This window comes from Candidatus Polarisedimenticolaceae bacterium (assembly GCA_036275915.1).
In the GTDB taxonomy this organism is placed as follows: Bacteria; Acidobacteriota; Polarisedimenticolia; order Polarisedimenticolales; family DASRJG01; genus DASRJG01.
Map to the genome: position 1 here is coordinate 224,988 of DASUCV010000011.1, position 24,131 is coordinate 249,118.

General features: G+C 68.3%; 17 protein-coding genes. 9 read left to right on the forward strand and 8 right to left on the reverse strand.

Features of this window, described 5'->3' with window-relative positions; translation table 11 throughout:
• Window positions 1-3: 3 nt before the first annotated feature.
• Genes VFV19_10610 through VFV19_10620 form a run of 3 tightly spaced genes read right to left on the reverse strand, consistent with a single transcriptional unit; the run spans window position 4 to window position 4,432 of the window.
• Entirely contained in the window at window positions 4-693 is a 690-nt protein-coding gene (locus VFV19_10610) for a sulfatase-like hydrolase/transferase (protein ID HEX4824758.1), read from the reverse strand.
• A complete protein-coding gene (locus VFV19_10615) occupies window positions 690-2,891 on the reverse strand; it encodes a tetratricopeptide repeat protein (protein HEX4824759.1) in 2,202 nt (733 codons plus the stop codon). The genes VFV19_10610 and VFV19_10615 overlap by 4 nt, the downstream gene beginning before the upstream one ends.
• Entirely contained in the window at window positions 2,888-4,432 is a 1,545-nt protein-coding gene (locus VFV19_10620) for a hypothetical protein (GenBank protein HEX4824760.1), read from the reverse strand. The genes VFV19_10615 and VFV19_10620 overlap by 4 nt, the downstream gene beginning before the upstream one ends.
• A 76-nt stretch (window positions 4,433-4,508) precedes the next feature.
• On the opposite strand from VFV19_10620, the gene VFV19_10625 reads away from it, so the two are divergent.
• From VFV19_10625 to VFV19_10645, 5 genes are all read left to right on the forward strand, one after another.
• On the forward strand, window positions 4,509-6,185 hold the full coding sequence (locus tag VFV19_10625) for a histidine kinase (GenBank protein ID HEX4824761.1): 1,677 nt from the start codon (window positions 4,509-4,511) through the stop codon (window positions 6,183-6,185).
• On the forward strand, window positions 6,182-6,850 hold the full coding sequence (locus VFV19_10630; GenBank protein ID HEX4824762.1) for a response regulator transcription factor: 669 nt from the start codon (window positions 6,182-6,184) through the stop codon (window positions 6,848-6,850). Before VFV19_10625 ends, VFV19_10630 begins: the two co-directional genes overlap by 4 nt.
• Before the next feature lie 233 nt (window positions 6,851-7,083).
• Complete coding sequence (locus VFV19_10635) at window positions 7,084-15,480, forward strand: hypothetical protein (protein HEX4824763.1); 8,397 nt, start codon at window positions 7,084-7,086, stop codon at window positions 15,478-15,480.
• A gap of 156 nt (window positions 15,481-15,636) precedes the next feature.
• Entirely contained in the window at window positions 15,637-16,191 is a 555-nt protein-coding gene (locus tag VFV19_10640; GenBank protein HEX4824764.1) for a Uma2 family endonuclease, read from the forward strand.
• 28 nt (window positions 16,192-16,219) lie between these two features.
• A complete protein-coding gene (locus VFV19_10645) occupies window positions 16,220-16,792 on the forward strand; it encodes a Uma2 family endonuclease (protein ID HEX4824765.1) in 573 nt (190 codons plus the stop codon).
• Here the strand turns inward: VFV19_10645 and VFV19_10650 are convergent.
• Window positions 16,774-17,163 carry a VOC family protein gene (locus VFV19_10650; GenBank protein ID HEX4824766.1) on the reverse strand — a complete coding sequence of 130 codons (390 nt, stop codon included), beginning with the start codon at window positions 17,161-17,163 and terminating at the stop codon, window positions 16,774-16,776. The two genes, VFV19_10645 and VFV19_10650, sit on opposite strands and share 19 nt — an antisense overlap.
• 115 nt (window positions 17,164-17,278) lie before the next feature.
• On the opposite strand from VFV19_10650, the gene VFV19_10655 reads away from it, so the two are divergent.
• Both VFV19_10655 and VFV19_10660 read left to right on the forward strand, forming a co-directional pair.
• Window positions 17,279-17,443: a hypothetical protein gene (locus VFV19_10655; protein HEX4824767.1), complete on the forward strand. Its 165-nt coding sequence runs from the start codon at window positions 17,279-17,281 to the stop codon at window positions 17,441-17,443.
• Between the two features lie 58 nt (window positions 17,444-17,501).
• Window positions 17,502-18,158: a hypothetical protein gene (locus VFV19_10660; protein ID HEX4824768.1), complete on the forward strand. Its 657-nt coding sequence runs from the start codon at window positions 17,502-17,504 to the stop codon at window positions 18,156-18,158.
• A 3-nt stretch (window positions 18,159-18,161) separates the two neighbouring features.
• Here the strand turns inward: VFV19_10660 and VFV19_10665 are convergent, their stop codons facing one another.
• From VFV19_10665 to VFV19_10680, 4 genes are read right to left on the reverse strand one after another with little or no spacing between them, the layout of a single operon-like run.
• On the reverse strand, window positions 18,162-18,605 hold the full coding sequence (locus VFV19_10665; GenBank protein HEX4824769.1) for a Rid family hydrolase: 444 nt from the start codon (window positions 18,603-18,605) through the stop codon (window positions 18,162-18,164).
• Window positions 18,602-20,068: an aldehyde dehydrogenase gene (locus VFV19_10670; protein HEX4824770.1), complete on the reverse strand. Its 1,467-nt coding sequence runs from the start codon at window positions 20,066-20,068 to the stop codon at window positions 18,602-18,604. Before VFV19_10670 ends, VFV19_10665 begins: the two co-directional genes overlap by 4 nt.
• The gene (locus VFV19_10675; protein HEX4824771.1) at window positions 20,065-20,847 is read right to left on the reverse strand and encodes an SDR family oxidoreductase; all 783 of its coding nucleotides are present in this window, start codon (window positions 20,845-20,847) and stop codon (window positions 20,065-20,067) included. The genes VFV19_10670 and VFV19_10675 overlap by 4 nt, the downstream gene beginning before the upstream one ends.
• 33 nt (window positions 20,848-20,880) lie before the next feature.
• The gene (locus VFV19_10680) at window positions 20,881-21,612 is read right to left on the reverse strand and encodes a methyltransferase domain-containing protein (GenBank protein HEX4824772.1); all 732 of its coding nucleotides are present in this window, start codon (window positions 21,610-21,612) and stop codon (window positions 20,881-20,883) included.
• Between the two features lie 26 nt (window positions 21,613-21,638).
• Here VFV19_10680 and VFV19_10685 point away from each other — a divergent pair, with 26 nt between their 5' ends.
• On the forward strand, window positions 21,639-22,862 hold the full coding sequence (locus VFV19_10685) for a hypothetical protein (GenBank protein HEX4824773.1): 1,224 nt from the start codon (window positions 21,639-21,641) through the stop codon (window positions 22,860-22,862).
• Complete coding sequence (locus tag VFV19_10690) at window positions 22,859-24,121, forward strand: dicarboxylate/amino acid:cation symporter (protein HEX4824774.1); 1,263 nt, start codon at window positions 22,859-22,861, stop codon at window positions 24,119-24,121. Before VFV19_10685 ends, VFV19_10690 begins: the two co-directional genes overlap by 4 nt.
• Window positions 24,122-24,131 lie beyond the last annotated feature (10 nt).

Sequence of the window (24,131 nt, forward strand, 5' to 3'; positions counted from 1 at the left end):
CGCCTAGCCGTGATCGCCGCACACGATCCAGATCGAGCTCTTGGCGTCGGCGCGGAGGCGCCCGACGAGCTCGTCGGTGTAGGCGACCTCACCGTAGTAATTCTGAGGATACGGTGCAGGCGGTTGGTACGGGTCGTGAGGCTCGTAGAGGTGAACCCACACGAACGAGCGCCCATGGACCTCGTGCAGCCAGGCACGCGCCGCTTCCACCGTCTCGGCGCCGGGCCGCCAGCGCGGCGTCACCGAGAGCGGATCGCCCGGCGCCATCCGGTCGTCGTAGACGTCGAACCCGGCGTCGAGGCCGGTGCCGTGCCGGAGAGGATGCGCCGACACGAAAGCTGCCGTTTGAAACCCGGCAGCCTTCAACGCCGAGGCCAGCGTGGCGATACCGGTTGCGAGCCGGTAGCCCTGGTTGTCGCGAATCCCGTGACGGTACGGCTGCACGCCGGTCAAGATCGAAGCGTGGCTGGGCGCGGTGAGCGTCGCCGAGGCCCACGCCCTCGGTGCGTAGAGGCCGCTCGCCGCCAGCGCGTCGAGGTTCGGCGTCGCGACCTTGCCGCTGCCGCTCGCCCCGATCGCATCGGCGCGCCAGGTGTCGATCGTGACGAGGACGATGCTGGGCGGAGCGGCGGGCGCGGCAGGCTTCGCGCACGCGCTGAGGACCAGGGCGAGCGCGACGAGAGCGCGCTTCATCGTCCGAAATGCGCCGCCGCACGTGCGGCATCGGGATTGTTCGGGTCGAGACGCAACGCTTCTTGGGCCTCGTGGCGCGCCTCGTCGAGCCGTCCCGCTTTCTCGAGCACGAGCGCGAGGTTGAGACGAGCGGCGGTGAGATGAGGCTCCACCGCGATCGCCTTCCGGTACCAGTCGGCCGCCCGATCGTTCTCGCCGCGGCTTGCGGCGATCCCGCCGAGGTTGATGAGCGACGACGTCCGCTTCGGGTCGATGCGGTAAGCGGCTTCGAAGCTGCGCTCGGCTCCGGCGAGATCGCCGCCTCGGGCGAGGGTCACGCCGAGGTCGTCGTAGGCTGCCGCGGACGCGGGATCGAGCCGGATCGTCTCGCGAAGCTCCGCGATCGCTTCGTCCGCGCGCCCCGCGTCGATGAGGGCGACCGCGTGTCCGTAGTGATAACCGGCGATCGCCGGGGCGAGCGCGATCGCCTGCGCGTACCACTCCGCGGCTTCGGCAGCGCGGCCCTGCTTGAGCGCGACGCTCCCCAGGTTTGCGAGCGTCGTCGGCCGCTGCGGGTCGATCGCGTGCGCTTCCTTGAACTGCGCTTCGGCGGCGGCCGGGTCGCCGCGCCGCACGAGCAGGGCCCCGAGCTCGTCGTGCGCGTCCGCCGAGCGCGGGTCGAGATCGACGGCAGCCTGGAGCTCCTTCTGCGCGTCGTCGATCCGGCCGAGAGCGACGAGCGATCGTCCCAGCTCGTAATGGGCCTGCGCCACGCGCGGGGCGAGGGCGATCGCGCGGCGGAACGACGCCACGGCATTCTCGTATTCGTGGATCTCGGCGAACGCGATGCCGAGGTTCATCTCGGCGAGGCGCATCGACGACTGGGGCGGCACCATCGGAGGCATCAGGCCGAGGATCGCTCCGACGGCGACCGCCGCCGCAACCGGCGCCTCGACGCGCCGCTTCCGGTCGCGGATCCAATCGAGCCCGGAAACGAGGGCGGCCGACGCGAAGAGGATGAGGAGCGGCACCATCGGGAAGCGGTAGCGCGCGAAGACGTAGAAGACGGCGACCGCGATCGAGAACGGGAAGAGCATCGCGTAGAGGAGGAGGGGCCGCGGCTTCGCCCTCCACGCGACGACCATGCCGGGGACCGCGAAGGCGACGAGCGTTCCGAACCCGAGGATGGCGGTGAGCGCGCCCAGCACCGGTGACGCGGACGCATGGACCTCGAGGCTCTCGGTGTCCGCGATCTCGGCGCGGTTCCACGTGTACGCGATCTTGCGCACGAAGAGCGCGGCCCAGTCGCCAGGATGCGCGCGGATCCACGCGAACGCCCGCGACCACCAGTACGACGACACCGCCGCCGGAGAGAGTGGATGGCCGACCGCCTGCTCGGCGACCTCCCGTGCGTCGGTGCGCTCGAACTCCGGAATCTCGCGGCCGGGCCGGATGGGAACGTATCGCCCGTTCGCCCCCTCATGGTTCCCGATGTAGAAATTCGGGCCCGCCTGCGACGTCGTCAGGAGGAAGTCGCCGCCGACGGCGAGGTTCCGGAGCCCGACGGGGAGAAGCACGATCGCGACCCCTGCGACGAGGAGGAGGACGCCACGCATTCGATCGCGAAGCGGTCGCGCGGCGAGCTGCCACGGGATCCACGCCGCGAGCACCACGATGAAGACGAGCGCGTTCTCCCGCGTCAGCGCGAACAGGCCGAGGAGAACGCCGAGGAGCGGCACGAGCGCCATCCGCTCCGAGAGCGCGAAGGTTCCGGCCGCGGCGAGCACCGCGCACATGAGGAGGTTGTCCAGCGCCGCCTTCTGGATCAGGCCGTCGAAAAAGATCGCGGCCGGGTAGACGGCCAGGACCGCTCCCGCGACGATCCCGTGCCGCTCGGAGAACCACTGCCGCCCGGCCCAGGCGAGGAGCACGCAAGCGAACGCACCGAGGATCGCCTGGAGCCACCGCGCCGCCGACGGATCGTGACCGGCGATCGTGTAGAGCGCGCCGAGGACGTAGGGATAGAGGGGCGCTTGGTAGAACGTCTCCTTCCCGAGCCAGTCGCCGCCCGCGATCTCCGCCGCCCATCGGTCGTAGCCGCGGGCGTCGCCCATGAGGACGTGCGCGAACGGAGTGTGCGAGATCGCGGCGACGTGGGCCCCGCGGAGGGCGAACGCGACGACGAAGATCACGGCGGCGCGGCGCGCGAAAGCGGTCACGGCGCCGTCCTCTGCCACAGGCCGAACTCTCCGTTGTCCCACGCCAGCTCGTAGTGCTCGAGGAGCCAACGATCGAAGAGGCTCTCGGACGGCACGAACGCGGGGGTCGCGATCCACCGGAGGTGGATGCGGTCGAGGGTGGCGATCGCCTCGCGGACCTGGGGCTCGGGCGTGTAATCGGGAGGAACGAAGAGATCGAAGCGCGTCGGGTTCGGATGCCGGGTCATGAAGTTGACGAGCGGGACCGACTTGCAGAGGAGCGGCTCGTCCGGGGAGAGGCGCTTGCCGATCTCGTCGACGAGGCCCTGGAGCTGCGATGCCTGGCGCTTGTTGAACGATTTCCAGGTGCCGGCCGGCGTCCGGAGGGCGACCCATCCGTCGGGCGACAGGGTCATGCCGATCCGGTAGGCGCCGACGAAGGCGAAGGCGGCGATCCAGGCCCACGCGATGCCGGCGGCGAGTCGCTTCCTGCTCCACCGTGACAGCGCCCACGCGATCATCAGCGCCGGTCCGATCGCGGTCCACTGAAGGTTGATCGGCGCCCACCGCCAGGCGACGGTGAGGACGAACGTGAGCGCCAGCGCCACGATAATGCCGCGCCTGGGGGCCGTGTCCCAACGCTTCGCGTAGGACACCGCGACGAGGACCGCCGCGACGATCGGGCCGAGCCACAGCGCGACCGAGGTGGCGGTGACGACGATGGTGTAGAGCGGCGCCGCGCGCCACGCACCGCTTGCCCATTGCTGCGCCAGCTCGCGGACCGGGAAGGTGAATCCGTAGCGGTTCCCTTCGATCGACTTGTACGCCGTCGTCGCGAAGGTGACGAGGTCGTAGCGGAGGGTGGCGCCGTCGACCCGAAGGAGGAGGAACAGGAACGGAACGCTCACGGCCGCGATGCCTGCGCTCCATCCGGTGAGGATCGACCGGCGACTCGGCGACGGCACGGCGAAGAGGACGAGCGCCGCGGTGAGGATCGCCATGAGCGCCCCCTGGCCGGTGAGACTCCAGAAGGCCACCGCCGCCGCGGCACCGGCGAGCGACGACCAGAGGAACGGCCGCTCATCGAGCGCGCGGAGCAGGAGCCAGGCTGCGGCGACACAACCGAGATCGGCGATCCAGTGGTGGCTCGCCATCGGCCACCCGCCGAGGCCCGCCTGGCAGAGGACCGCGACCGGCACCGTGGCGAAGAGCGGCGCGCGAATCGCGCGGAGCGCGAGCCCCGCCGTCGCCGCGACGAGCGCCGCGCCGAGGGCGACCGCGACGACCCGGCTCGCGGCGAGCGAGACGCCGAAGAGCTTGAACGCGAGCGCGACGAGATAGAACGAGCCCGGAGTGTAGAACGCGAAGAAGTCGCGGTAGGGGATCTGGCCCTGCGTGATCCGCCAGGCGCCCATGGTGAGCACGCCCTCGTCGATCAGCTCGATCTGGAAGAAGGCGTGGAATGCCGCGACGAGAACGGCGAAGAGGCCGACCCACAGAGGAAGACGAGCCGCGAACGTCGGAGGAGCCTCATGATCCCGCTCGGCCTTCTTCCTCGCCATGACCGGCAAGTCTAGCTTGACCGGTTCGGAGCCGGACGGTATACGGACGCCCGGAGTCCGATCCGAGGGGAGCCCCATGAATTTGCCGGCGCACCGTGAGCCCCCCGCCGCGATTCCCTCCGACGCACGCGTCATCGCGACGACGCGCGTGATCATCACGTTCGCCGGGCTCGTCATCTTCAGCGTCGCGCCGCTCCCGATGGCGACACCTGCGTGGATCGTGCAGATCGTGCTGGCGCTCTACACCCTCTACGCGCTGGCCCTCTACGTCGCCGTGGCGGGGCGCACCGGCGTCGTGCAGAAGCTGGCGCAGTGGGAGCACTGGGGCGACGTCGCCTGGTCGACGGTCATCATCGGGCTCACCGCGGGCACGCAGAGCAATTTCGGCTACTTCTTTCCGATGCTCATCGCCTCCTTCCGCTGGGGGTTCGCATCCGGGATGCGCGTCGCCCTCGTGTCGGCGGCGCTCCTCGTCACGGTCGGTCTCGTCGCCGCGCCGCCCCCGCCGGACTTCGAGCTGCAGCGGTTCCTCATCCGGCCGGTCTTCCTGGTCGCGTTCGGCTACGTCATCGCGTCCCGCGGCGGCTTCGAGCTGCGCCTCCGCGAGCGGCTCCGCTTCCTCAAGGATGTCGGCACGGTGTCGAACCCCCGCTTCGGGGTCGACCGGACGATCGGCGTCCTCCTCCACCGCCTCCGCGCGCTCTACGGCGCTAACGTGGCGGCGATGATCACCCGCGATCCGCTCTCCGGCCGCGATGAGATGCGGCGTGTGGTGTCGGGAGAGCCCGAAAGCTCGGTTCCCCCGGAGACGATTCCCGCGGGGCTGGCGTCGTCGCTCCTGCGCCTTCCGCCGCAATCGGCGCTGGCGTACGCCGCCCCCGGCCGGGTGCGCGTCTGGCCGGTCGGCGCCGCGGGCCGCGACGGGTTCGCCGGGGCCGACGTCGGCCGGGACGACTGCGAGGCGATGGCAGGCCTGTGGGAGGCCAAGGCGTTCGCCGCGGTGTCGATCGTCGTGCCGCGCGAGACCGTCGTGACGATCGTCCTCGCCTTCGCCGACCGCGTCCGCATCGAGGAAGACGACGTCGCGTTCATCGCGCAGGTGATCGAGCATTCGCTCCCGATGATCGACAACATCCGCCTCGTCGATTACCTCGCGACCTCCTCGGCGATCGAGGAGCGGAAGCGGATCGCCCGCGACCTCCACGACAGCGTCATCCAGCCCTACGTGGGGATCCGTCTCGGTCTCGCCGGCCTGCAGCACAAGGTCGCCGGGGAGAGCCCGGCCGTCCGTTCCGAGGTCGACCGGCTCCTCGGGATGACGACGGCCGGCATCGACGACCTCCGCGGGCAGATCGCGAGCCTCAGGGCCGACGAGGCGCCGGGCGGCGGCCTCCTCCCGGCGATCGCACGGTTCGCCACCCGTTACCGGGAGTTCACCGGGATCGACGTCGATGTCGTCGCGGGCGACGTGACGGCGCTGAGCGACCGGGTGGCGGGAGAGGTGTTCCAGCTCGTGACGGAGGGGCTGAGCAATGTCCGCCGGCACAGCGGCGCCGGGCGGGCCGCCATCCGTCTCGACTGCCCGAACGGCCACGTCGCGCTGCGCATCGAGAACGACGGTGCCGGCGCCGGAACCTTCATTCCTTTCATCCCGCGCTCCATCCACGAGCGCGCCGTCGCGCTCGGGGGCCGCGTCGCGGTCACGGGCCGGGCCGACGGCGGCGCCGTCGTCGAGATCGAGATCCCCTTATGACCTCTACACGTATCCGTATCGCACTCGTCGACGACCACGCGATGGTCCGCCAGGGACTGCGCATGCTTCTCGAGGCCGACCCCGAGCTCGAGGTCGTCGGCGAGGCCTCGGACCGGGCCGGGGCCGTCACTCTCGTGGCCGGCAGCGCGCCGGACATCGTGCTCGTCGATCTCATGCTCGGGGGAGACGACGGCCTCGACGTCATCGCCGACCTGCGCGCACGCTATCCCGGCACGCGGGTGCTCGTCCTGACCGGCAACCGCGAGCCGCGGGTCCACCGGAGCGCCCTTCAGCTCGGGGCCTCGGGCATCGTCGAGAAGGAAGCGGCGCCCGAGGTTCTCCTGAAGGCGATCCGGCGCGTCAGCGAGGGAGAGGCGTGGGTCGACCGCCGGATGACCGCCGTGCTCCTCGAAGGAATCTCATCGCCCTCGGCCCCGGTGAGCCCCGAGCGGTCGCGCATCCAATCCCTGAGCGCGCGGGAGACCGAGCTGGTCGCGCTCATCGGGGAGGGGTTGAGCAACAAGGGGATCGCCGACCGATTGAGCATCAGCGAGATCACCGTCCGTCATCACCTCTCTTCGATCTATCGCAAGCTCCAGCTCCGCGATCGTCTGGAGCTGCTGCTCTTCGCCTACCGGCACAAGATGATTCCGCCGCCCTCGTGATCGATTCGGAAGGGGTTCAGGGTTCCGGGCCACCACATTCGTTCTGGCACATTTGTGCTAGGGCAAATTAGTCAATATCTCCCATAGCCGGATCCTCGAAACAGAGTAGATCCTCTCGCGTTCGGTTTGCGGGGGTGGGCTCTCGTTCTCTGTCCGTGCGCGCGCACTCGCGCTGCGCGGATCCATCTCGGCCATCGGACGGGGGTTCGATTCGACCTTTTTCGGGGGGTTTCATGCACACGTCTCGCCGACTCGCCACGACTCTCGCGGCGCTCGCCGCCATTCTCGTCGTCCCTGCGATCGCGTTCGCGGCCGACGAGCCTCATCCCAAGGCGGTCCGTCCGCCGATCAACGACAAGATCTCGGGCGTTTACGACGCCGACGGGAACCCGATCGACCTCGACGCGAACAAGGCGGGCCCGAAGGCGACGCCGGCTGCCGCCGCGGTCCAGCAGATGCCGACGGTGCAGCGCGGGCGCGATTGGTGGCCGTACGGCCAGCAGCTGCCCCCCTATAACGACGTCAACGCTGCGGTCGAGTCGCTCCGCGAGAACCAGATCCAGGTGAACGGCATCGTCACCTTGGACCTCTCGGACGCGGCCGCCTCGACCCGCGCGATCCCCAGGGACCTGCTGATCGCCAGCGGAGCGCAGGCCAAGGAGCGTGAGGGCTACTACCTGGTGAAGATCGCCGGGTTCAGCCGCACCCAGAAGGAAGTCGACGCGCTGACCGCCGCCGGCGCCGTCCTCGGCGAGTACCTGAACGTCAACACGTACATCGCGAAGATCCCCGGCGGCTCCGTGGAAGCGGTCCGGAGCCTGCCGTTCGTCACCTTCGTCGGCGACTACCAGCCGGCCTACAAGATCAGCCCGCGGATCGGCATGGAAGACATCCCGGTCGACCAGACGGTCGATCAGGCCACGGGTGCCGCCAAGCCTTGGATCCTCGAAGTCGTGCTCCACAAGGGCGCGTCGCTCGCCGACGTCGTCACCGGGCTCGAGAGCGTCGGGATCTCCGGGAGCGCGCAGCAGGTCATCCTGAACGACGATTTCACCCTGATCAACGTCCGCACGATCCCCGAGGCGATCACGTTCCTGGCCAAGATCCCGGGCGTCAAGTGGATCGCCGAGAAGCCGTACGCGCATCTCCTCGCGTCGGCCACCTCGCCCGCGACCATGCCGACCCTCCTCCAGAACAACGGCGTCTTCACGACCACGACGAGCCTCGGGTGGAAGCTCTGGAACGCGGGGATCGACGGCACGGCGACGAGCCAGATCATCACGATGATGGACTCGGGCCTCAACACGAACATGGAGCACTTCGCGAACGACACGTCGGCCCCCGGCACGCTGGGCGCCGCGCACCGTAAGGTGATCGGCTACGACAACTTCGGCGGCGACATCTGCGTCCTGAACTACACGACGTCCGACGGCGGCCACGGCACGTGGACGAGCCAGCACGCCGCGGGTTCGATCTCGAACATGACGACGAACCCCGACACGCTCCACACGCCGACCGTCAACTACGACGACGGCATCGCGCGCGGTGCGAAGATCTACTTCCAGGACATCGGGACCTCGACCGGTTCGCTGGCGACTCCGGCAGATCTCACGAACTCGATCACCACCGCCGAGGGCAAGGGCTCGTTCATCCAGAACTACTCCTGGGGCACGACGTCGCCGACGTACGACGCGCAGACGACGACCCTGGACTCGGCGCTCTTCGCCAACCCGAACTTCCTCGTCACGGTGGCCGCCGGAAACGGCGGGGCGACGGGGCAGTCGACGATCGGCTCGCCCAGCACCTCGAAGAACTGCGTCACGGTCGGCGGCGTCAACGCGGCCTCCCCGAACGGCCTCTTCATCGACTGTAACTGGGACGGCACATCGACCTGCGCCTCGACCGACCTCGGGTCGGCCCGCGGCCCGGTCAGCACGTCGCTGCGCGTCAAGCCGGACATCTGCACCTACGTCGCCTTCTCGGCGGCGGTCGGCGGTGAGACGGAAGCCGGCGACCGGCCCCACGCGATGTGCCAGACCGACGCGACGAAGACCGTCTACTGGGACTGGACCAACACGAACAACTTCGGCGGAACGTCGTTCGCGGCGCCCGAGGCGGCCGGCCTCGCCGCGCTGATCCGCGACTACTTCATGCAGGGCTTCTACCCGACCGGCACCGCGACCCCGGCGAACGCGCTCACGCCCTCCGGGTCGCTCATGAAGGCGGTTCTCCTCGCGTCGGGCGAAGACCTCAACACGACCGCCTCGCCGCAGTCGTCGATCACGATCCAGAAGCGCTACAGCAACGACGTCGGCTACGGCCGCGCGAACGTCCCCGGCGTGCTCCACATCGGGAGCGGCGCACCGTTCCTCTGGGTACAGAACAACGACGCCCTCGGTGACGGCGCGACGAAGACGTTCTTCTACAACATCAACACGAACTCGATGCCGCTGCGCATCATGATGACTTACTACGACGCGGCGGGGAACGCGCTCCAGAAGGACGCCGACCTCAGGGTCACGATCGGCGCGAACGTCTACTGGGGCAACAACATGTCGGCCGGCTGGAGCACCTCGTCCACGTCGACGCGCGACCACACGAACCCCACCGAGGGCTTCTTCCTCGACGCCGCCCACGGCCTGCCGGCCTCGGGGACGGTCCAGGTCGACGTCGTCGGCTTCAACGATCCGGGCGGCATGAACTACTCGCTCGCGGTCTCGGGCGACGTGGCCAGCACGACCTCGACGCAGGTCTCGCTCGACAAGGGCAAGTACACCTGCTCCGACACGATCAAGGTCACCGTCAACGACGCCTCGGCGACGTCGCCGGTGTCCGTCACGCTCACGAGCAAGAACTCCTCGTCGAGCGTGATCGACACGCAGCTCGTGAGCTGCACCGGGTCGAACGGCGTGTTCATCGGGACGATCTTGGCCGGAAGCGGCATCATCGTTTCCAACGGCGGCAGCGTCACCGCCACCTACGGCGCGGTGGCCCCCGCCACGGCCACCGTGAGCTGCCAGCTCGCGCTCTCGGACGGCGGCGCGACGATCGCCGGCGGCTGCGACGACAATCTTGCCGGAACCGATCAGATCTCCGGCCCGCTGACGAACGGGGGCGTCAACGAGTTCTACACGCACTACATGGACGCGGGTGAGAACAGCTCCTACAGCTTCGGCTTCAACAACCTCACCGGAGGCGCCCTCCACGACGTCACCGTCAACGTCAGCTTCTCCGGAGCGGGCGCGTCGAAGATGTCGGTCTTCAACAATCCGATCCACATCGGGAACGTCCCGACGGGGGCCCTGGCCGGTGCGGTGTTCCAGCTCTCGACCGACCTCTCGACCGCGGGCCTGACGAGCGTCAACCTCGACTTCGACATCACCTCGCCGGCCGACGGCTACACGACGCCGAAACGGATCACCCAGGTCCAGCTCCTCCAGGCCAACGACGTCATCAGCCGCCAGAAGCAGTGCTCGACGTTCAACGCCGGGATCACGGGATGGTTCGACACCGCGGTCGGGGGCCGCGCGCTCTCGGGCTGGAAGTGGAGCGGCTCGGCGACGACGCCGGCGACGATCAGCAGCGAGAACCGCACCGACGGTATCTGCAGCAACAGCACGGCGAACGCCGCGGCGATGATCGGGAACTCCCTGACCACGTCCGGCAACAACTTCACAGGGAACTCCGACTCGTTCCTGATGCAGCGGTTCCAGCCGATCCTTCAGGGCAACGGCCCGAGCGGGCAGCCGTATCACTACGCGTGGAAGTGGCACTCGTTCTACCACGCGTCGGAAACGCTCGGCGCCACGACCGGCGTCTGGGGTGCCTTCTACAACGACCAGTGGAACCAGGCGGTCAACCCGACCGGCGACCAGGGAACGACCTTCCCGATCTCGTTGGCCTACTTCTACCAGACAGTCTTCGACTACGTCGGGACGTGGAACTGGGAAGTGGCGAACACCGGTACGCCGGACGATCCGCGCCTGAACACCACGTCGACCCCGATCGCGGCGCCGAACCAGCTCTTCGTCACCTTCACGAACGTCACCGGGCTCGCGACCTCGAGCACCTGGTTCGCGTACGGCCACGAGCACGCCGACATCACGGTCTTCGGCGGCACCTCGTCGGCAACGACTCGCCGCGACATCGCGCTCGACAACGACAACCTGGTCTACGACGAGTTCTACGCCACCGCGCAAGCGGGCGTCTGTAACGGCGGAAGCCAGGTGGGGACGGTCGCCTTCGACCTGTACTCCTACAACAGCTGCCCGTCGGGGACGGCGACCTTGAGCGTGATCGACGCCAACGCCTCCGGTCCGATCACCGTGACGGTGACGAGCCCGGGGACGGGGGACAGCGAGGTCGTCACCCTCACCGGGGCGGGCCCGTACTACTCGGGCACGATCCCGATCTCGACGCAGTCGGGCCGCGGGAACAACAACGGCACCCTCTTCGTCCTCCCGAGCGAGACGATCACCGCCACCTACACCGATACGGCCCCCGCGGGCACGAGCACGGCCTCCGCGCTCATCGGCTGTACCGGCGGCGCCGTGACCTACGTCTCGTCGGCGCAGGTCTCGGACAACGGCGACAACGACGGGGTCGCGGACAACAACGAAACCGTCACGATGGACATCACGATCCAGAACAACCTCGCGACCACGCTGACGAACGCGAAGGTCACGATCTTCTCCGACAGCCCGAACATCGACTGCATCCCCGATAACCAGGCGCTCTACGGATCGATCGTGAGCGGTGCCTCGGCGACGAACCCGCCGAGCGACCGGTTCACCTTCCACGTCTCGCCGAACGTCGCGTGCGCCGACTGGCAGAACCCGCCGACCGGCAAGTTCACCGTCGTCATTACCGGTGACGGGATCGACGGCTCGTCCACGCTGCAGTCGTTCACGATCAACCTCGACCTCGACGCCAACCTCGGTGGCGGCAGCTACACCTACACCCAGAACTTCAACAGCGATCCGGGTTGGGCGTTCAGCGTCACCGCCCCCGACAACGCGGGCTGCACGTCGAACACCTACACGAACAACTTCCACTGGTGCGCCGCATGCGGCAACGCGGGCGCGGGCTTGGGCGCGTGGATCGGCAACAGCGCCTTCGGCACCAGCGGCCAGAACTACACGGCGGCCTACAACTCCTCGACCGTCACCTCGCCGGCGTTCGTCGCGAACGGGGCGACGACCTTGGCGTTCCAGGTCGCCTACAGGACCGAGACCACCTTCGACGGCGCGATCGTCCAGTACCGCTTGAACGCGGGGACGTGGACGAACCTCGGGTTCACGACGCCTGCGCAGGCGGCCACGACGGCGAGCAACTTCTGTAGCCCGATCCTCGCGTCGACCGCCGCGTGGACCGGCAACGGCGTGAGCTGGACGTCGACCAACGCCGCCAGCGTGCCCTCGACCTCCGGCCAGACCGTGCAGTTCAGGTGGAGACTCGGCGGCGACGTCAGCGGTAACGGCACGACGTACGGCGGCTACGGCGTCGACAACGTGTCGATCACGAACCTCAAGCAAACCCTCATCTGCGAGCCGACGCGGAACAGCGTCGTCGCGGGGAATAGCGGCACGGTCTGCGAGGGCGGCACGGTCAACCTCTCCGCCACCTTCCTGCCCGGCGCCTCCTACAGCTGGACCGGTCCGAACGGCTTCACCTCGAGCCAGCAGAATCCGCAGATCACGAACGCACCTGCCTCAGCCACGGGCACTTACACGGTCACCGTGACCGTGAACGGTTGCTCGGTCTTCGCGGGATCGGCGACGACGAACGTCAACGTGATCGGCAACGGCCAGAGCTGCTCCGACGGAAGCGCCTGCACCACCGGCGACGTCTGCAACGGCGGAACGTGCACCGGCACGCCGCTCAACTGCGACGACAACAACTTCTGCACGAGCGACAGCTGCAACCCGGCGACGGGCTGCGTCTACGTCAACAACACGAACCCGTGCAACGACAACAACGCCTGCACCACCGGCGACGTCTGCGGCGGCGGCACGTGCAACGGCACGCCGATCACCTGCAACGACAGCAACCCGTGCACGGACGACTCCTGCAACCCGGCGACGGGCTGCGTCTACACGAACAACACCGCTCCCTGCAGTGACGGGAACGCCTGTACCACCGGCGACGTCTGCAGCGGCGGGAGCTGCCAGCCGGGCGGCCCCACGAACTGCGACGACAACAACCCGTGCACCGACGACAGCTGCAACCCGCTGACGGGCTGTGTCCACACGAACAACACGGCGTCGTGCGACGACGGCAACGCCTGCACCTCGGGCGACGTCTGCGGCGGCGGCACGTGCCACGGCACGCCGATCGTCTGCAACGACAGCAACCCGTGCACGGACGACAGCTGCAACCCGGCTTCCGGCTGCGTCTACACGAACAACACGGCGTCGTGCAACGACGGGAACGCCTGCACTTCGAACGACACCTGTAGCGGCGGCACCTGTGGCGGCACGCCGGTCGTCTGCAACGACAGCAACCCGTGCACCGACGACAGCTGCAACCCGGCGACGGGCTGCGTCTACACGAACAACACCGCGTCGTGCAACGACGGCAACGCCTGTACCACGGGCGATACCTGCGGCGGCGGCACGTGCAACGGCACGCCGGTCGTCTGCAACGACAGCAACCCGTGCACCGACGACAGCTGCAACCCGGCGACGGGCTGCGTCTACACGCCGAACACCGCTCCGTGCGACGACGGGAATGCCTGTACCGCGGGCGACGTCTGCGGCGGCGGCACGTGTCACGCGGGCGCGGCGGTGATCTGCAACGACAACAACCCGTGCACCGACGACAGCTGCAACCCGGCCACGGGCTGCGTCTACACGAACAACACCGCGCCGTGCGACGACGGCAACGCCTGCACCACGGGCGATACCTGCGGCGGCGGAAGCTGCCAGCCGGGCGGGCCGACCAGCTGCGACGACGGGAACCCCTGCACCGACGATAGCTGCGACCCGGTGCTGGGTTGTGTCCACACGAACAACACCGCCTCCTGCGACGACGGGAACGCCTGCACCTCCGGCGACACCTGTAGCGACGGCGTCTGCCAGCCCGGCGCCGCCGTCACCTGCAACGACAACAACCCGTGCACCGACGACAGCTGCGATCCGCAGACGGGTTGCGTCTACACGAACAACACCGCCTCCTGCGACGACGGCAACGCCTGCACCACGGGCGACGTTTGCAGCGACGGCACGTGCTCGGGCGCCGCGGTCAACTGCGACGACAACAACCCGTGTACCGACGACTCGTGCAACCCCGCCACGGGGTGCGTCCACACCGACAACACGGCGCCGTGCAGCGACGGCAATGCCTGTACCACGGGCGATACCTGCGGCGGCGGCACTTGCCATGCGGGCGCGGCGGTGATCTGCAACGACAACAACCCGTGCACCGACGATAGCTGCAACCCGGCGACGGGCTGCGTCTACACGCCGAACACGGCTCCCTGCAACGACGGGAACGCCTGCACCTCGGGCGACGTCTGCGGCGGCGGGACCTGCCACGCCGGCGCCCCGGTCGTATGCAACGACAACAACCCGTGCACCGACGACAGCTGCAACCCGGCGACGGGCTGCGTCTACACGCCGAACACGGCTCCCTGCAACGACGGGAACGCCTGCACCACGGGCGACACCTGTGGCGGCGGCACCTGCCACGCCGGCGCGCCGGTCGTTTGCAACGACAGCAACCCGTGTACCGACGATAGCTGCAACCCGGCGACGGGCTGCGTCTACACGAACAACACCGCCTCATGCGACGACGGGAACGCCTGCACCACGGGCGACACCTGCGGCGGCGGCACTTGCCACGCCGGCGGAGCCGTGACCTGCGACGACAACAACCCGTGCACCGACGACAGCTGCAACCCGGCGACGGGCTGCGTCTACACCAACAACACTGCGTCGTGCGACGACGGGAACGCCTGCACCTCGGGCGACACCTGCGGCGGCGGCACATGCCATGGCGGCGCACCGGTCGTCTGCAACGACAACAACGCCTGCACCACCGACAGCTGCAACCCGGCGACGGGGTGCGTCTACACCAACAACAACAACGCGTGCGACGACGGCAACGCCTGTACCTCGGGCGACGTCTGCGGCGGCGGTAGCTGCCACGGCACCCCGATCGTCTGCAACGACAACAACGTCTGCACCGACGACAGCTGCAACCCGGCAACCGGCTGCGTCTACACCGCGAACACGGCCTCCTGCGACGACGGCAACGACTGCACGACCGGCGACACCTGCAGCGGCGGAACGTGCAGCGGAACGCCTGTGGCGGCCCCTGGCGAGGTCACTGGAGTCCTCGTCGACAAGAGCGGTAGTGACGCCGTCATCAGCTGGACGGTGGCGCTCGGCGCCACGCAGTCCGACATGGTCCGCGGCAGCCTCGGAGCGCTCCCGGTCGGTCCGGGTGGTGGCGACGAGACCTGCTTCAACGACCTGAGCGGGGCCACGGCAACCGACGCCTCGGTCCCGGCTGCGGACAGCGGGTACTTCTACCTCGTGCGCGGCCAGTCCGCGTGCGGCACCGGTACCTGGGGCGACCAGGTCATCGACGGTGTCTCGACGGCAAGAACGAGCACGACCTGCCCGTAAGGGCAGTCGCTAGCTAGCGCACCCTCTGGGCGTGCCGGGAAACCGGCACGCCCTTTTTTTTGCGAGGGTTGCCCAGGCGTAACAGGGTTCGAGGGCGTGGTCCTTCCCGAGTGATCGCCGCGACCGTAAGCTGAGGTTCGAGTTCCGGAGCCTCCCATGCCGCACGTTCTCGAACGCAAGCTTACGTACGCGGATCTGCCCGAAGAGCCGACCGACGGCAAGCGCTACGAGATCATTCGCGGCCGGCTCTATGTGACCCCGGCCCCCGATCGCGCACATCAAATCATTTCATTTCGCCTCGAGCGCGATCTGGCCGACTATTTTGAACCGCTCGGCTTGATGATTCTCCACGCGCCGATCGACATGATTCTCGCCACGCACGACATCTTCGTGCCCGACATCGTCGTCATCGATCCAGTGGCCGACGACTCGAAGCGCGGGGTCGAGCGCCCGCCGCTCCTCGCGGTCGAGATCCTGTCGCCTTCGACGCGGGGCAGAGATCTCAACCTGAAGCACCGGCGATATGGCGAGCTCGCCATCAAGCACTACTGGGTCGTCGATCCAGTCGAACGATCGGTCACGTGCTTCAAGCGCCACGGCGACAAGTACCGGATACGAGTCCCCGCCGTCTTCAAGGGCTTCCTGCGCCACCCCGACTTCGACGGCATGACGATCAATGTTGGGCGCATTTGGCCGAAGCCAGCGTCGTAGGCTCGATTTGGGTCTCGGAGTTCTCCTCGTGCCGCACGGTCTCGCGCGCAAGCTGACGTACTCGGATCTCCCGCCGGAGCCGACCGACGGCAGGCGCTACGAGCTTATTCGCGGCCGGTTGTTCGTGAACCCGTCGCCCAATACGATCCATCAACTGATCTCGATGCGCCTGAGCGTCACGCTCTACGGGTACTTCGAGACGCGTGGGCACCGAGTCTTCCAGGCGCCGACCGACGTCATCCTGACGCCCGGCGATGTCTTCATTCCGGACATCGTCGTCGCAGCTCTCGACGACATCACTATCCGCGGCATCGAGCGTCCACCGCTGATCGCGGTCGAGATTCTCTCACCGTCAACGCGACGCAACGATCTCCGGCTGAAGAAGACACGCTACGCCGAGCTCGGAATTCCGCACTATTGGATCGTCGATCCTGGTGAGCGGTGGGTCGAATGTCATCGACTCGAGCGACGGAGGTACGCGTCTCTCCTCGGGGTCGCGTCGGACGGTGTGTTGACGCATCCGGAGTTCGACGGTCTCACGATCGACGTCGGGGCACTGTGGACCCAGCTTCCGGGAGAGGATCAGTCCTCGGCTTCGTAGAGCGCGCACACGGCGCCCGCCGGATCCTTCACGACCGCGAAGCGCCCGCCGCCACCCGACACCGGCTCACGCACGACCGTGCCGCCGTGCAACAGGAGTTGGGCGAGGCTATTGTCGAGCGACTTCACGACGAAGTAGATGAGCCATACCGGTGGCAGATCGCGGTTCTTGCCGCGTGCCCAGCAGATCCCCGCCGTCGGCGCGCCGGTCTTCGGCTGCTGCATCACATAATCGGAGTAGCCGTTCATGTCGACTTCGGTCGCCTTCCAGCCGAGGACGTCGCGGTAGAAGTCGCGGACACCCGCGGCGTCGGCGACGGTGAGATCGCACCAGCCGATCGAGCCGACAGGGGGCTTTTCGTGTTGACTCATCCCGGCAGCGTAGCGTTCGGGAGCGAGAGGGTCAACACGTACGGTCGATCGATTTGCCTCGATCGGAAGAGTATCGGCGCGCTCCCATGACCACGCCGCACGACCCCGGCCCCTGTTGCAGCTCTTGCTGCATCCGTTCGTTTGGTTCGTCGCGACGTTGGCGGGCGCGGCCGTCCCGGCGATCGTCATGAGATCCGCCGTCTCGCACGCCGGGCCGTGGCCGAAGGTCCTCTTCGTGGCCGTCGTCTTCGAGCGGCACCCCGAAGGAGTGCAGCGGTGAAGAAGTTCTAGACGGCCGTTCGCCGACCCACGTATCAACGGTCAGCGGAGGGCACTCCTTGCTGGAACCCATCGAGACAAGGCGCCGAGGCCTTCTCAGTTACCCGTTCGTCTGGCTCACGCTGAGCGTTGTGGGTCTGATCGTTGCCATCTTCGCTGAAGGCACCATCCAATCCGCAATCGCTCGACACACGCACCCGGCGCTGGCGCTCTGGCCCATCGTCGTGGCCTTCACGCTTGCGTCGTGGTGGCTGTACTCCGGAGTGCTCCACCGAGCCGGCGTCGAGGGGAAATCCGATCTTTATCTCGTCATGGGACTCTGGCTCGCGTTCCTGGTGGCAAGCACCGTCGCGATATCGAGCTTGCTATGCAATATCGATCGCGGCAAGCAGAAGCGCACGATGGCGGACATGCGAGCGCTGTCGTCGCAGATCGAGGCCTATCTCGCGCTTCATCCCGAGGGGGCCGATGCCGCCACCATGCGCGACGTGAACGCGCTCATCAACTCAACGCTATCGGGACGAGACGGGTGGAACGAGCCGTTCACAGTCCGGTGGCACGGGCGACACTACTTGATTCGATCGCTCGGTAAGGATGCAGCCCCGGACTCAGGTGATGCGGTGAACTACGTGCCCGGCGAGACGATCAGCTTGGACGACGACATCGTTCTCGAGGACGGTCATTTCACCCGCTATCCGGCGGGAATGCAGCCGTAACGGTCAGTCCTTACCGTTTCCCTTCACCTGCGCAATGACCTTCAGCTCCACCGCGATCGGCGTCGGCAGGGCGCCGACCTCGATCGTCGTGCGCGTGGGGCGGTTCGTCGTGAAGTGCTCCGCGTAGAGGCGGTTGAAGGTGGGGAAGTCGGCCCTCATGTCCGTGAGGAAAACCGTGACGTCGACGATGTCGTCCCATGAGGCGCCCGCGTCCTCGAGGACGAGGCGGACATTCTCGAAGACGGCGCGCGTCTGCTTCTCGATGTCGTAGCGGAGGATGTCGCCGTCGGGGCCGAGGGTGACGCCGGGGATCTCCTTGCTGCCGCGCTTCCGTGGGCCGATGCCGGAGAGGAAGAGGAGATCGCCGACGCGCTTGGCGTGCGGGAAGGCGCCGACGGGCTCGGGCGCGCGCGTGCTGACGACGTCCTTGTTGCGGGGTGTGCTCATGTCTTCACGCAGACGTTCTTCGGCTCGGTGAAGAAGTGGAGCGCGTCGTCGCCGCCCTCGCGGCCGACGCCGCTCGCCTTCATCCCGCCGAAGGGGACGCGGAGGTCGCGGAACATCCAGCAGTTCACCCACACGGTACCGGCATCGATACGGTCGGCAACGCGGTGCGCACGATTGAGGCTTTGAGTCCACAGCGTCGCGGAGAGGCCGTAGGGCGTGTCGTTCGCGAGCTGCACGGCCTCGTCCTCGTCCTTGAACGGCGCGATCGTGACGACGGGGCCGAAGATCTCTTCCTGGTTCGTGCGGCAGCTCATCGGCAGGTCGACGATCACGGTCGGCTGGATGAACCAGCCGTCCTTGCAGCGCTCGTTGATCTTCGGCGCCGCGCCGCCGCCGCAAAGAATCGTCCCGCCTTCTTCCTTCGCGAGACTCAGGTACGACATGATCTTGTCGAAGTGCTGCTTCGAGACGATCGCGCCTTGCTCCGTCGCCGTGTCGAGCGGATCGCCTTGTCGCAGCGTCACGGCGCCCGCGACGAAGCGCTCGACGAACTCGTCGTAGGCGCTCTGCTCGACCAAGATGCGCGAGCCGCAGAGGCAGATCTGACCTTGGTTCCTGAATGCGGCGCGGAGGCCGGTCTTGACCGCGTCGTCCAGGTCGGCGTCGGCGAAGACGACGTTGGGGTTCTTGCCGCCCAGCTCGAGCGAGAGCTTCTTGAGCTTGGGCGCCGCGATCGCGGCGATGCTCGTTCCCGTCGCCGTGCCGCCGGTGAAGGAGATCGCCTTGACGTCGGGATGGCCGGTCAGCGAGGGGCCGATCTGCGGCCCGCGGCCGTGGATGATGTTGAGAACGCCGGCGGGGAGGCCGACGGCCTTCGCGATGCGCGCCAGCTCGAACGCCGACATCGGCGTGATCTCGGACGGCTTCGCGACGACGGTATTCCCGGCGGCGAGGGCGGGCGCGATCTTCCACGTCAAGAGGTAGAGCGGCAGGTTCCACGGCGAGATGCCGGCGACGACGCCGAGCGGGCGGCGGAGGGTGTAGTTCAACGCCTCGGTGTCGGTGGCGTGCAGCTCGCTCTTCGTGTGGAGGATGGCGGTCGCGAAGAAGCGGAAGTTGGCGATCGCCCTCGGGATGTCCATCGCGCGCGCGAGTGCGATCGGCTTGCCGCTGTCGATGCTCTCGATCCGCGCCAGCGCGTCGATCTCCTGCTCCATCGCGTCGGCGATCGCCATCAAGAGGCGCGAGCGCTCGGCAGCGGGAGTCGCCGACCAAGCTGGGAACGCCTTCTTCGCGGCGGCGACGGCACGGTCGACGTCGTTCGCGTCGCCGTCGGGGACCTGCGCGTAGGCGTGGCCGGTCGCGGGGTCGACGTCGTCGATGTAGGCGTTCGACGACGGCGGCACGAAGTCGTCGCCGATGTACTGGAGGATCCGGGTCGCGGTCTCGGTGCGGGTCGTCATAGGGCGGAGATCCTTCCCCCGTCGACGGGGAGGCTGACGCCGGTAATGTACCCCCCGGAGGGGCTCGCGAGGAACCCGATGGCGGCGGCGATCTCCCACGCCTCCGCGAAGCGCCCCATCGGGACCTGCGCCGTCATCTGCCGCGCGATCTCGTCGCGGTCGCGCCCCGTCGCCTTGGCGCGTGCGTCGATGATCGAATCGAGGCGCTGCGTCTTCGTGTAGCCGGGGAGGACGTTGTTCACGGTGACGCCGAACGGCGCGAGCTCGCCGGCGAGCGTCTTCGCCCAGCCGGCGACCGCCGCGCGGATCGTGTTCGACACGCCGAGACCTGGGATCGGCTCCTTCACCGACGTCGAGACGATGTTGACGATGCGGCCGTAGCCCGACTCCTTCATCCCGGGGATCACGACCTGGGCGAGCAGCTGGTTGTTGATGAGGTGCGCCTTGAACGTCGCGAGGAAGGCGTCGGCCTTCGCGTCGACGATCGGGCCGCCGGCGGGGCCGCCGGTGTTGTTGATCAGGACGTGGACCGGCCCGCGCTCCTGGACGTTCGCCGCGGCGGTGTTCTTCACCGCGTCGTTGTCCTGGAAGTCGGCGGTGAGCACCGAGTGGCCCGTACCCGGAAGCAGCGATTTCACCTTCTCGAGGGTCGCGAGATCCCGGGCGAAGACGGTGATGGCGGCGCCGCGCGACGCCAGCTCGATCGCGGCGGCGCGTCCGATTCCCTGCGTCGCGCCGCAGACCAGAGCACGTTTTCCGGCGAGTGAGTGATGGTCCATCCGGCGGAGGATAGGAAGCCCTCCTGGATGCTGTCAAATGGCGAGGCTGCGGGCGGTCAGCTCGCGGTGGTCCAGGCCGGCGGCCTTGTCGAGGAGCTTCATGCGCGCGGGAAGGAGCGCCGGGAACCGCCAGGTGTCCGCCCGGCCCCCCGCTTCCACGAACGCCTTCTCCCACACGGGCCACCACGGGAACGGCCGCTTCGCGATCGGCTCGACGATGATGACGCGGCTCCCCGCCTTCGCAGCGGCGAGCAGGCGCTCGCGCATCGTCTCGCGCACGGCATCGGGAAGCTCGTTGATCGCGTAGGCGGCGATCACCCCCTCGCCCACGGCGCCGACCTTGACCGCGGTCAGGTCGCCGCGCTTGAACGAGGCGTGGACGCCGAGCGCGCGAGCGTTCCACGTCGCCTCCGTGACCGCCCAGCCGCTCGTGTCGGCTCCCGAGACGGCGGGAGCACCCTTCGCCGCGAGCGCCCACGCCGCGCCGGCGACCCCGGTCCCGCAGCCGAGGTCCACGATGCGCTTCGGCTCGCCGGATCCGACCGCCTCGACGACCGCACGCACGGTGAGGAAGTGGAGTGGCCCGTAGAACAGGGCGAAGGCCGCGCGCTTCCCGGCGCCGTCGAGCGCGGCGCCGCCGGCGATCCTGTCGCGCTTGCCGACGTAGAGCGTCGAGAGCGACTGGAGCGCGCGCCGAACCTCGGGAAAGGTCAGCGAGGCGAGGTGGCGCTCCTCGAGCGCCGCATACCAGCCTTCGATGTCCACCCGGCCATCGTACAATCCCGCCTCGCATGCGCCGACGCTCGATGCTCGCCACGGGACTGGTGCTCGGCGCCGCGCTCGCCGCCCGCGCGATCACCCCCGAAGAGGCCAAGCGCGCCGTCGCCGACGTGCTCCCCGAGATCGAGTCGATCCGCGGCATCAAGTTCGTCCGGCCGGTTCCCGTGACGGTGATCGACGATGCGAAGGCGCGGGCGTACGCGCTCGCTCGGTTCCATCGCATGACCCCCGACGCGAAGATCCGCGCCGACGAGACGGCGTACCGCCTCCTCGGGCTCGTGCCCCCCGGTGTCGACGTCGTGAAGACGCTCCTCGACGTCCTCGAAGAGCAGGCCGGCGGCTTCTACGACCCGGAGACGAAGCAGTTCTACCTCCTGGACGACATGCCCGAGGCGATGGCGCCGATGCTGACCGCGCACGAGATGACTCACGCGCTCGAGGACCAGCGCTACGACATCGACGGACGCCTCGACAAGGTCGGCGACGACGACGACGCCGCCTTCGCGTTGTCGTCGGTCGCGGAGGGGAGCGCGACCCTCTCGTCGGCGGTCTACATTGCGCACGCCGCCGAGTCCGGGAAGATCAACGATGCCTCCGCGGCCGCGGATGCGGAGAAGGTCCCGACCAAGCGTTTGAACGCGATGCCGCCCGTGCTTCGCCGGCAGCTCCTCGGCCCCTACGTACTCGGGATGTCGTTCCTCCTCCGCGGAAACGTCGCGTCCCTCGCGAACGGCTTCCCCAAGGACGACGTGAACGCGGCGTGGGACAAGCCGCCGCGATCGTCCGAGCAGATCCTCCACCCGGAGAAGTACTGGGATCCCGCGAAGCGCGACGAGCCGGTGCGCGTCACGATCCCCGATGCCGCCGCCGTCCTCGCGAAGAAGTGGACGCGGTCGGGCTCGGGAATCCTCGGTGAGCTGACCATCGGGGGGCTCGTCGGCGTCGTCGCCCCCGAGGCCGGCGATCTCGGCGCGCCCGCTTCCGCATGGACGAACGCCGCCGCGACGGGGTGGGGCGGCGACCGCTACGAGCTCTGGACGAAGGGCAAGTCGGCGATCGCTCTCCTCGCGACCGTGTGGGACACGGAGAACGACGCCGTCGAGTTCGAGCGAGCGTTGCCGCACGACCGCGCCTCGTTCTGGGCGAAGAGGAGCGGCGCCAAGGTCGGGATCGTCTCCGGCGCGCCGGCGGCCGAGATGCACGAGGCGCTTCTCGACCTCCTGGTGAAGCCGTGAAGCGGCCGCTCCCGCTCCATTGGAAGATGCTCATCGGCGGTGTCGGCGGCGCCACGCTCGGATTGGTCGCGCACGTCGCCTCCGCCGGCGACCCGCGCCTCGACACCTTCATCCGGTACGTCACGACGCCGGTCGGCCAGGTCTTCCTGCGCCTGCTCTTCATGCTCGTCATCCCGCTCCTCGTTTCGGCGCTGGCCATGGGCGTGGCGGGTCTGGGTGACGTCCGCGAGCTCGGCCGCATCGGCCTCAAGACGCTCGTCTACACGGTCTCCGTCTCGGTGATCGCGGCGGTGCTCGGCGTCGCGCTCGTCAATCTGCTCCAACCCGGAACCGGCATCGCGGAGGACAAGCGGCAGATCCTGCTCGCGCGCGCACAGCAGGCGTCCGGAACGATCGCGGCCACGTCGGCCGCGCCCAAGGCCGGCTTCGACCTTCTCATCCAGATGGTTCCCAGCAATCCCGTCAAGGCCGCCGCGGACGGCGACATGCTCGGGGTCATGGTCTTCGCGCTCTTTCTCGGGATCGGCCTCTCGCTGACGCCGACGGAGGCGTCGCGCAAGCTCCAAGGGGCGCTCGAAGGGCTCTACGAAGTCTCGATGACGCTCATCGGCATCGTGATCCGCTTCGCGCCCTACGCCGTCGCCGCGCTCCTGTTCAACCTGACGGCGCAGATCGGCTTCGATGCGCTGACGCTCCTCGCGCGCTACGTCGGCGTCGTCGTGCTCGCGCTCGCGATCCACCAGTTCATCGTCTACGGCGCGCTCGTCAAGGTGTTCGGCGGCATGAGCCCGCGCGTGTTCTTCTCCGGGATCGAGGAGGCGATGCTCACGGCGTTCTCGACGTCCTCGTCGAACGCCACGTTGCCGACGGCGCTCCGGGTCGCCGAGGAGAAGCTCAAGCTGCCGCCGCACGTCAGCCGCTTCGTCCTCACGATCGGCTCGACGGCGAACCAGAACGGCACCGCCCTCTTCGAGGGGGTGACCGTTCTCTTCCTGGCGCAGTTCTACGGCGTCGAGCTGGGGCTCGCGCGTCAGATGATGGTCGTCGGAATCTGCGTGCTCGGCGGCATCGGCACCGCCGGCGTGCCCGCGGGCTCGCTCCCCGTCGTCGCGCTCATCCTCGGCATGGTCGGCGTTCCACCCGAAGGCATCGGCATGATCTTGGGCGTCGACCGGTTTCTCGACATGTGCCGGACCACGCTCAACGTGAGCGGCGACTTGGCCGCGGCCGTCGTGATCTCGCGCGGCGAGCGCGCCTGACGTCCCGCCC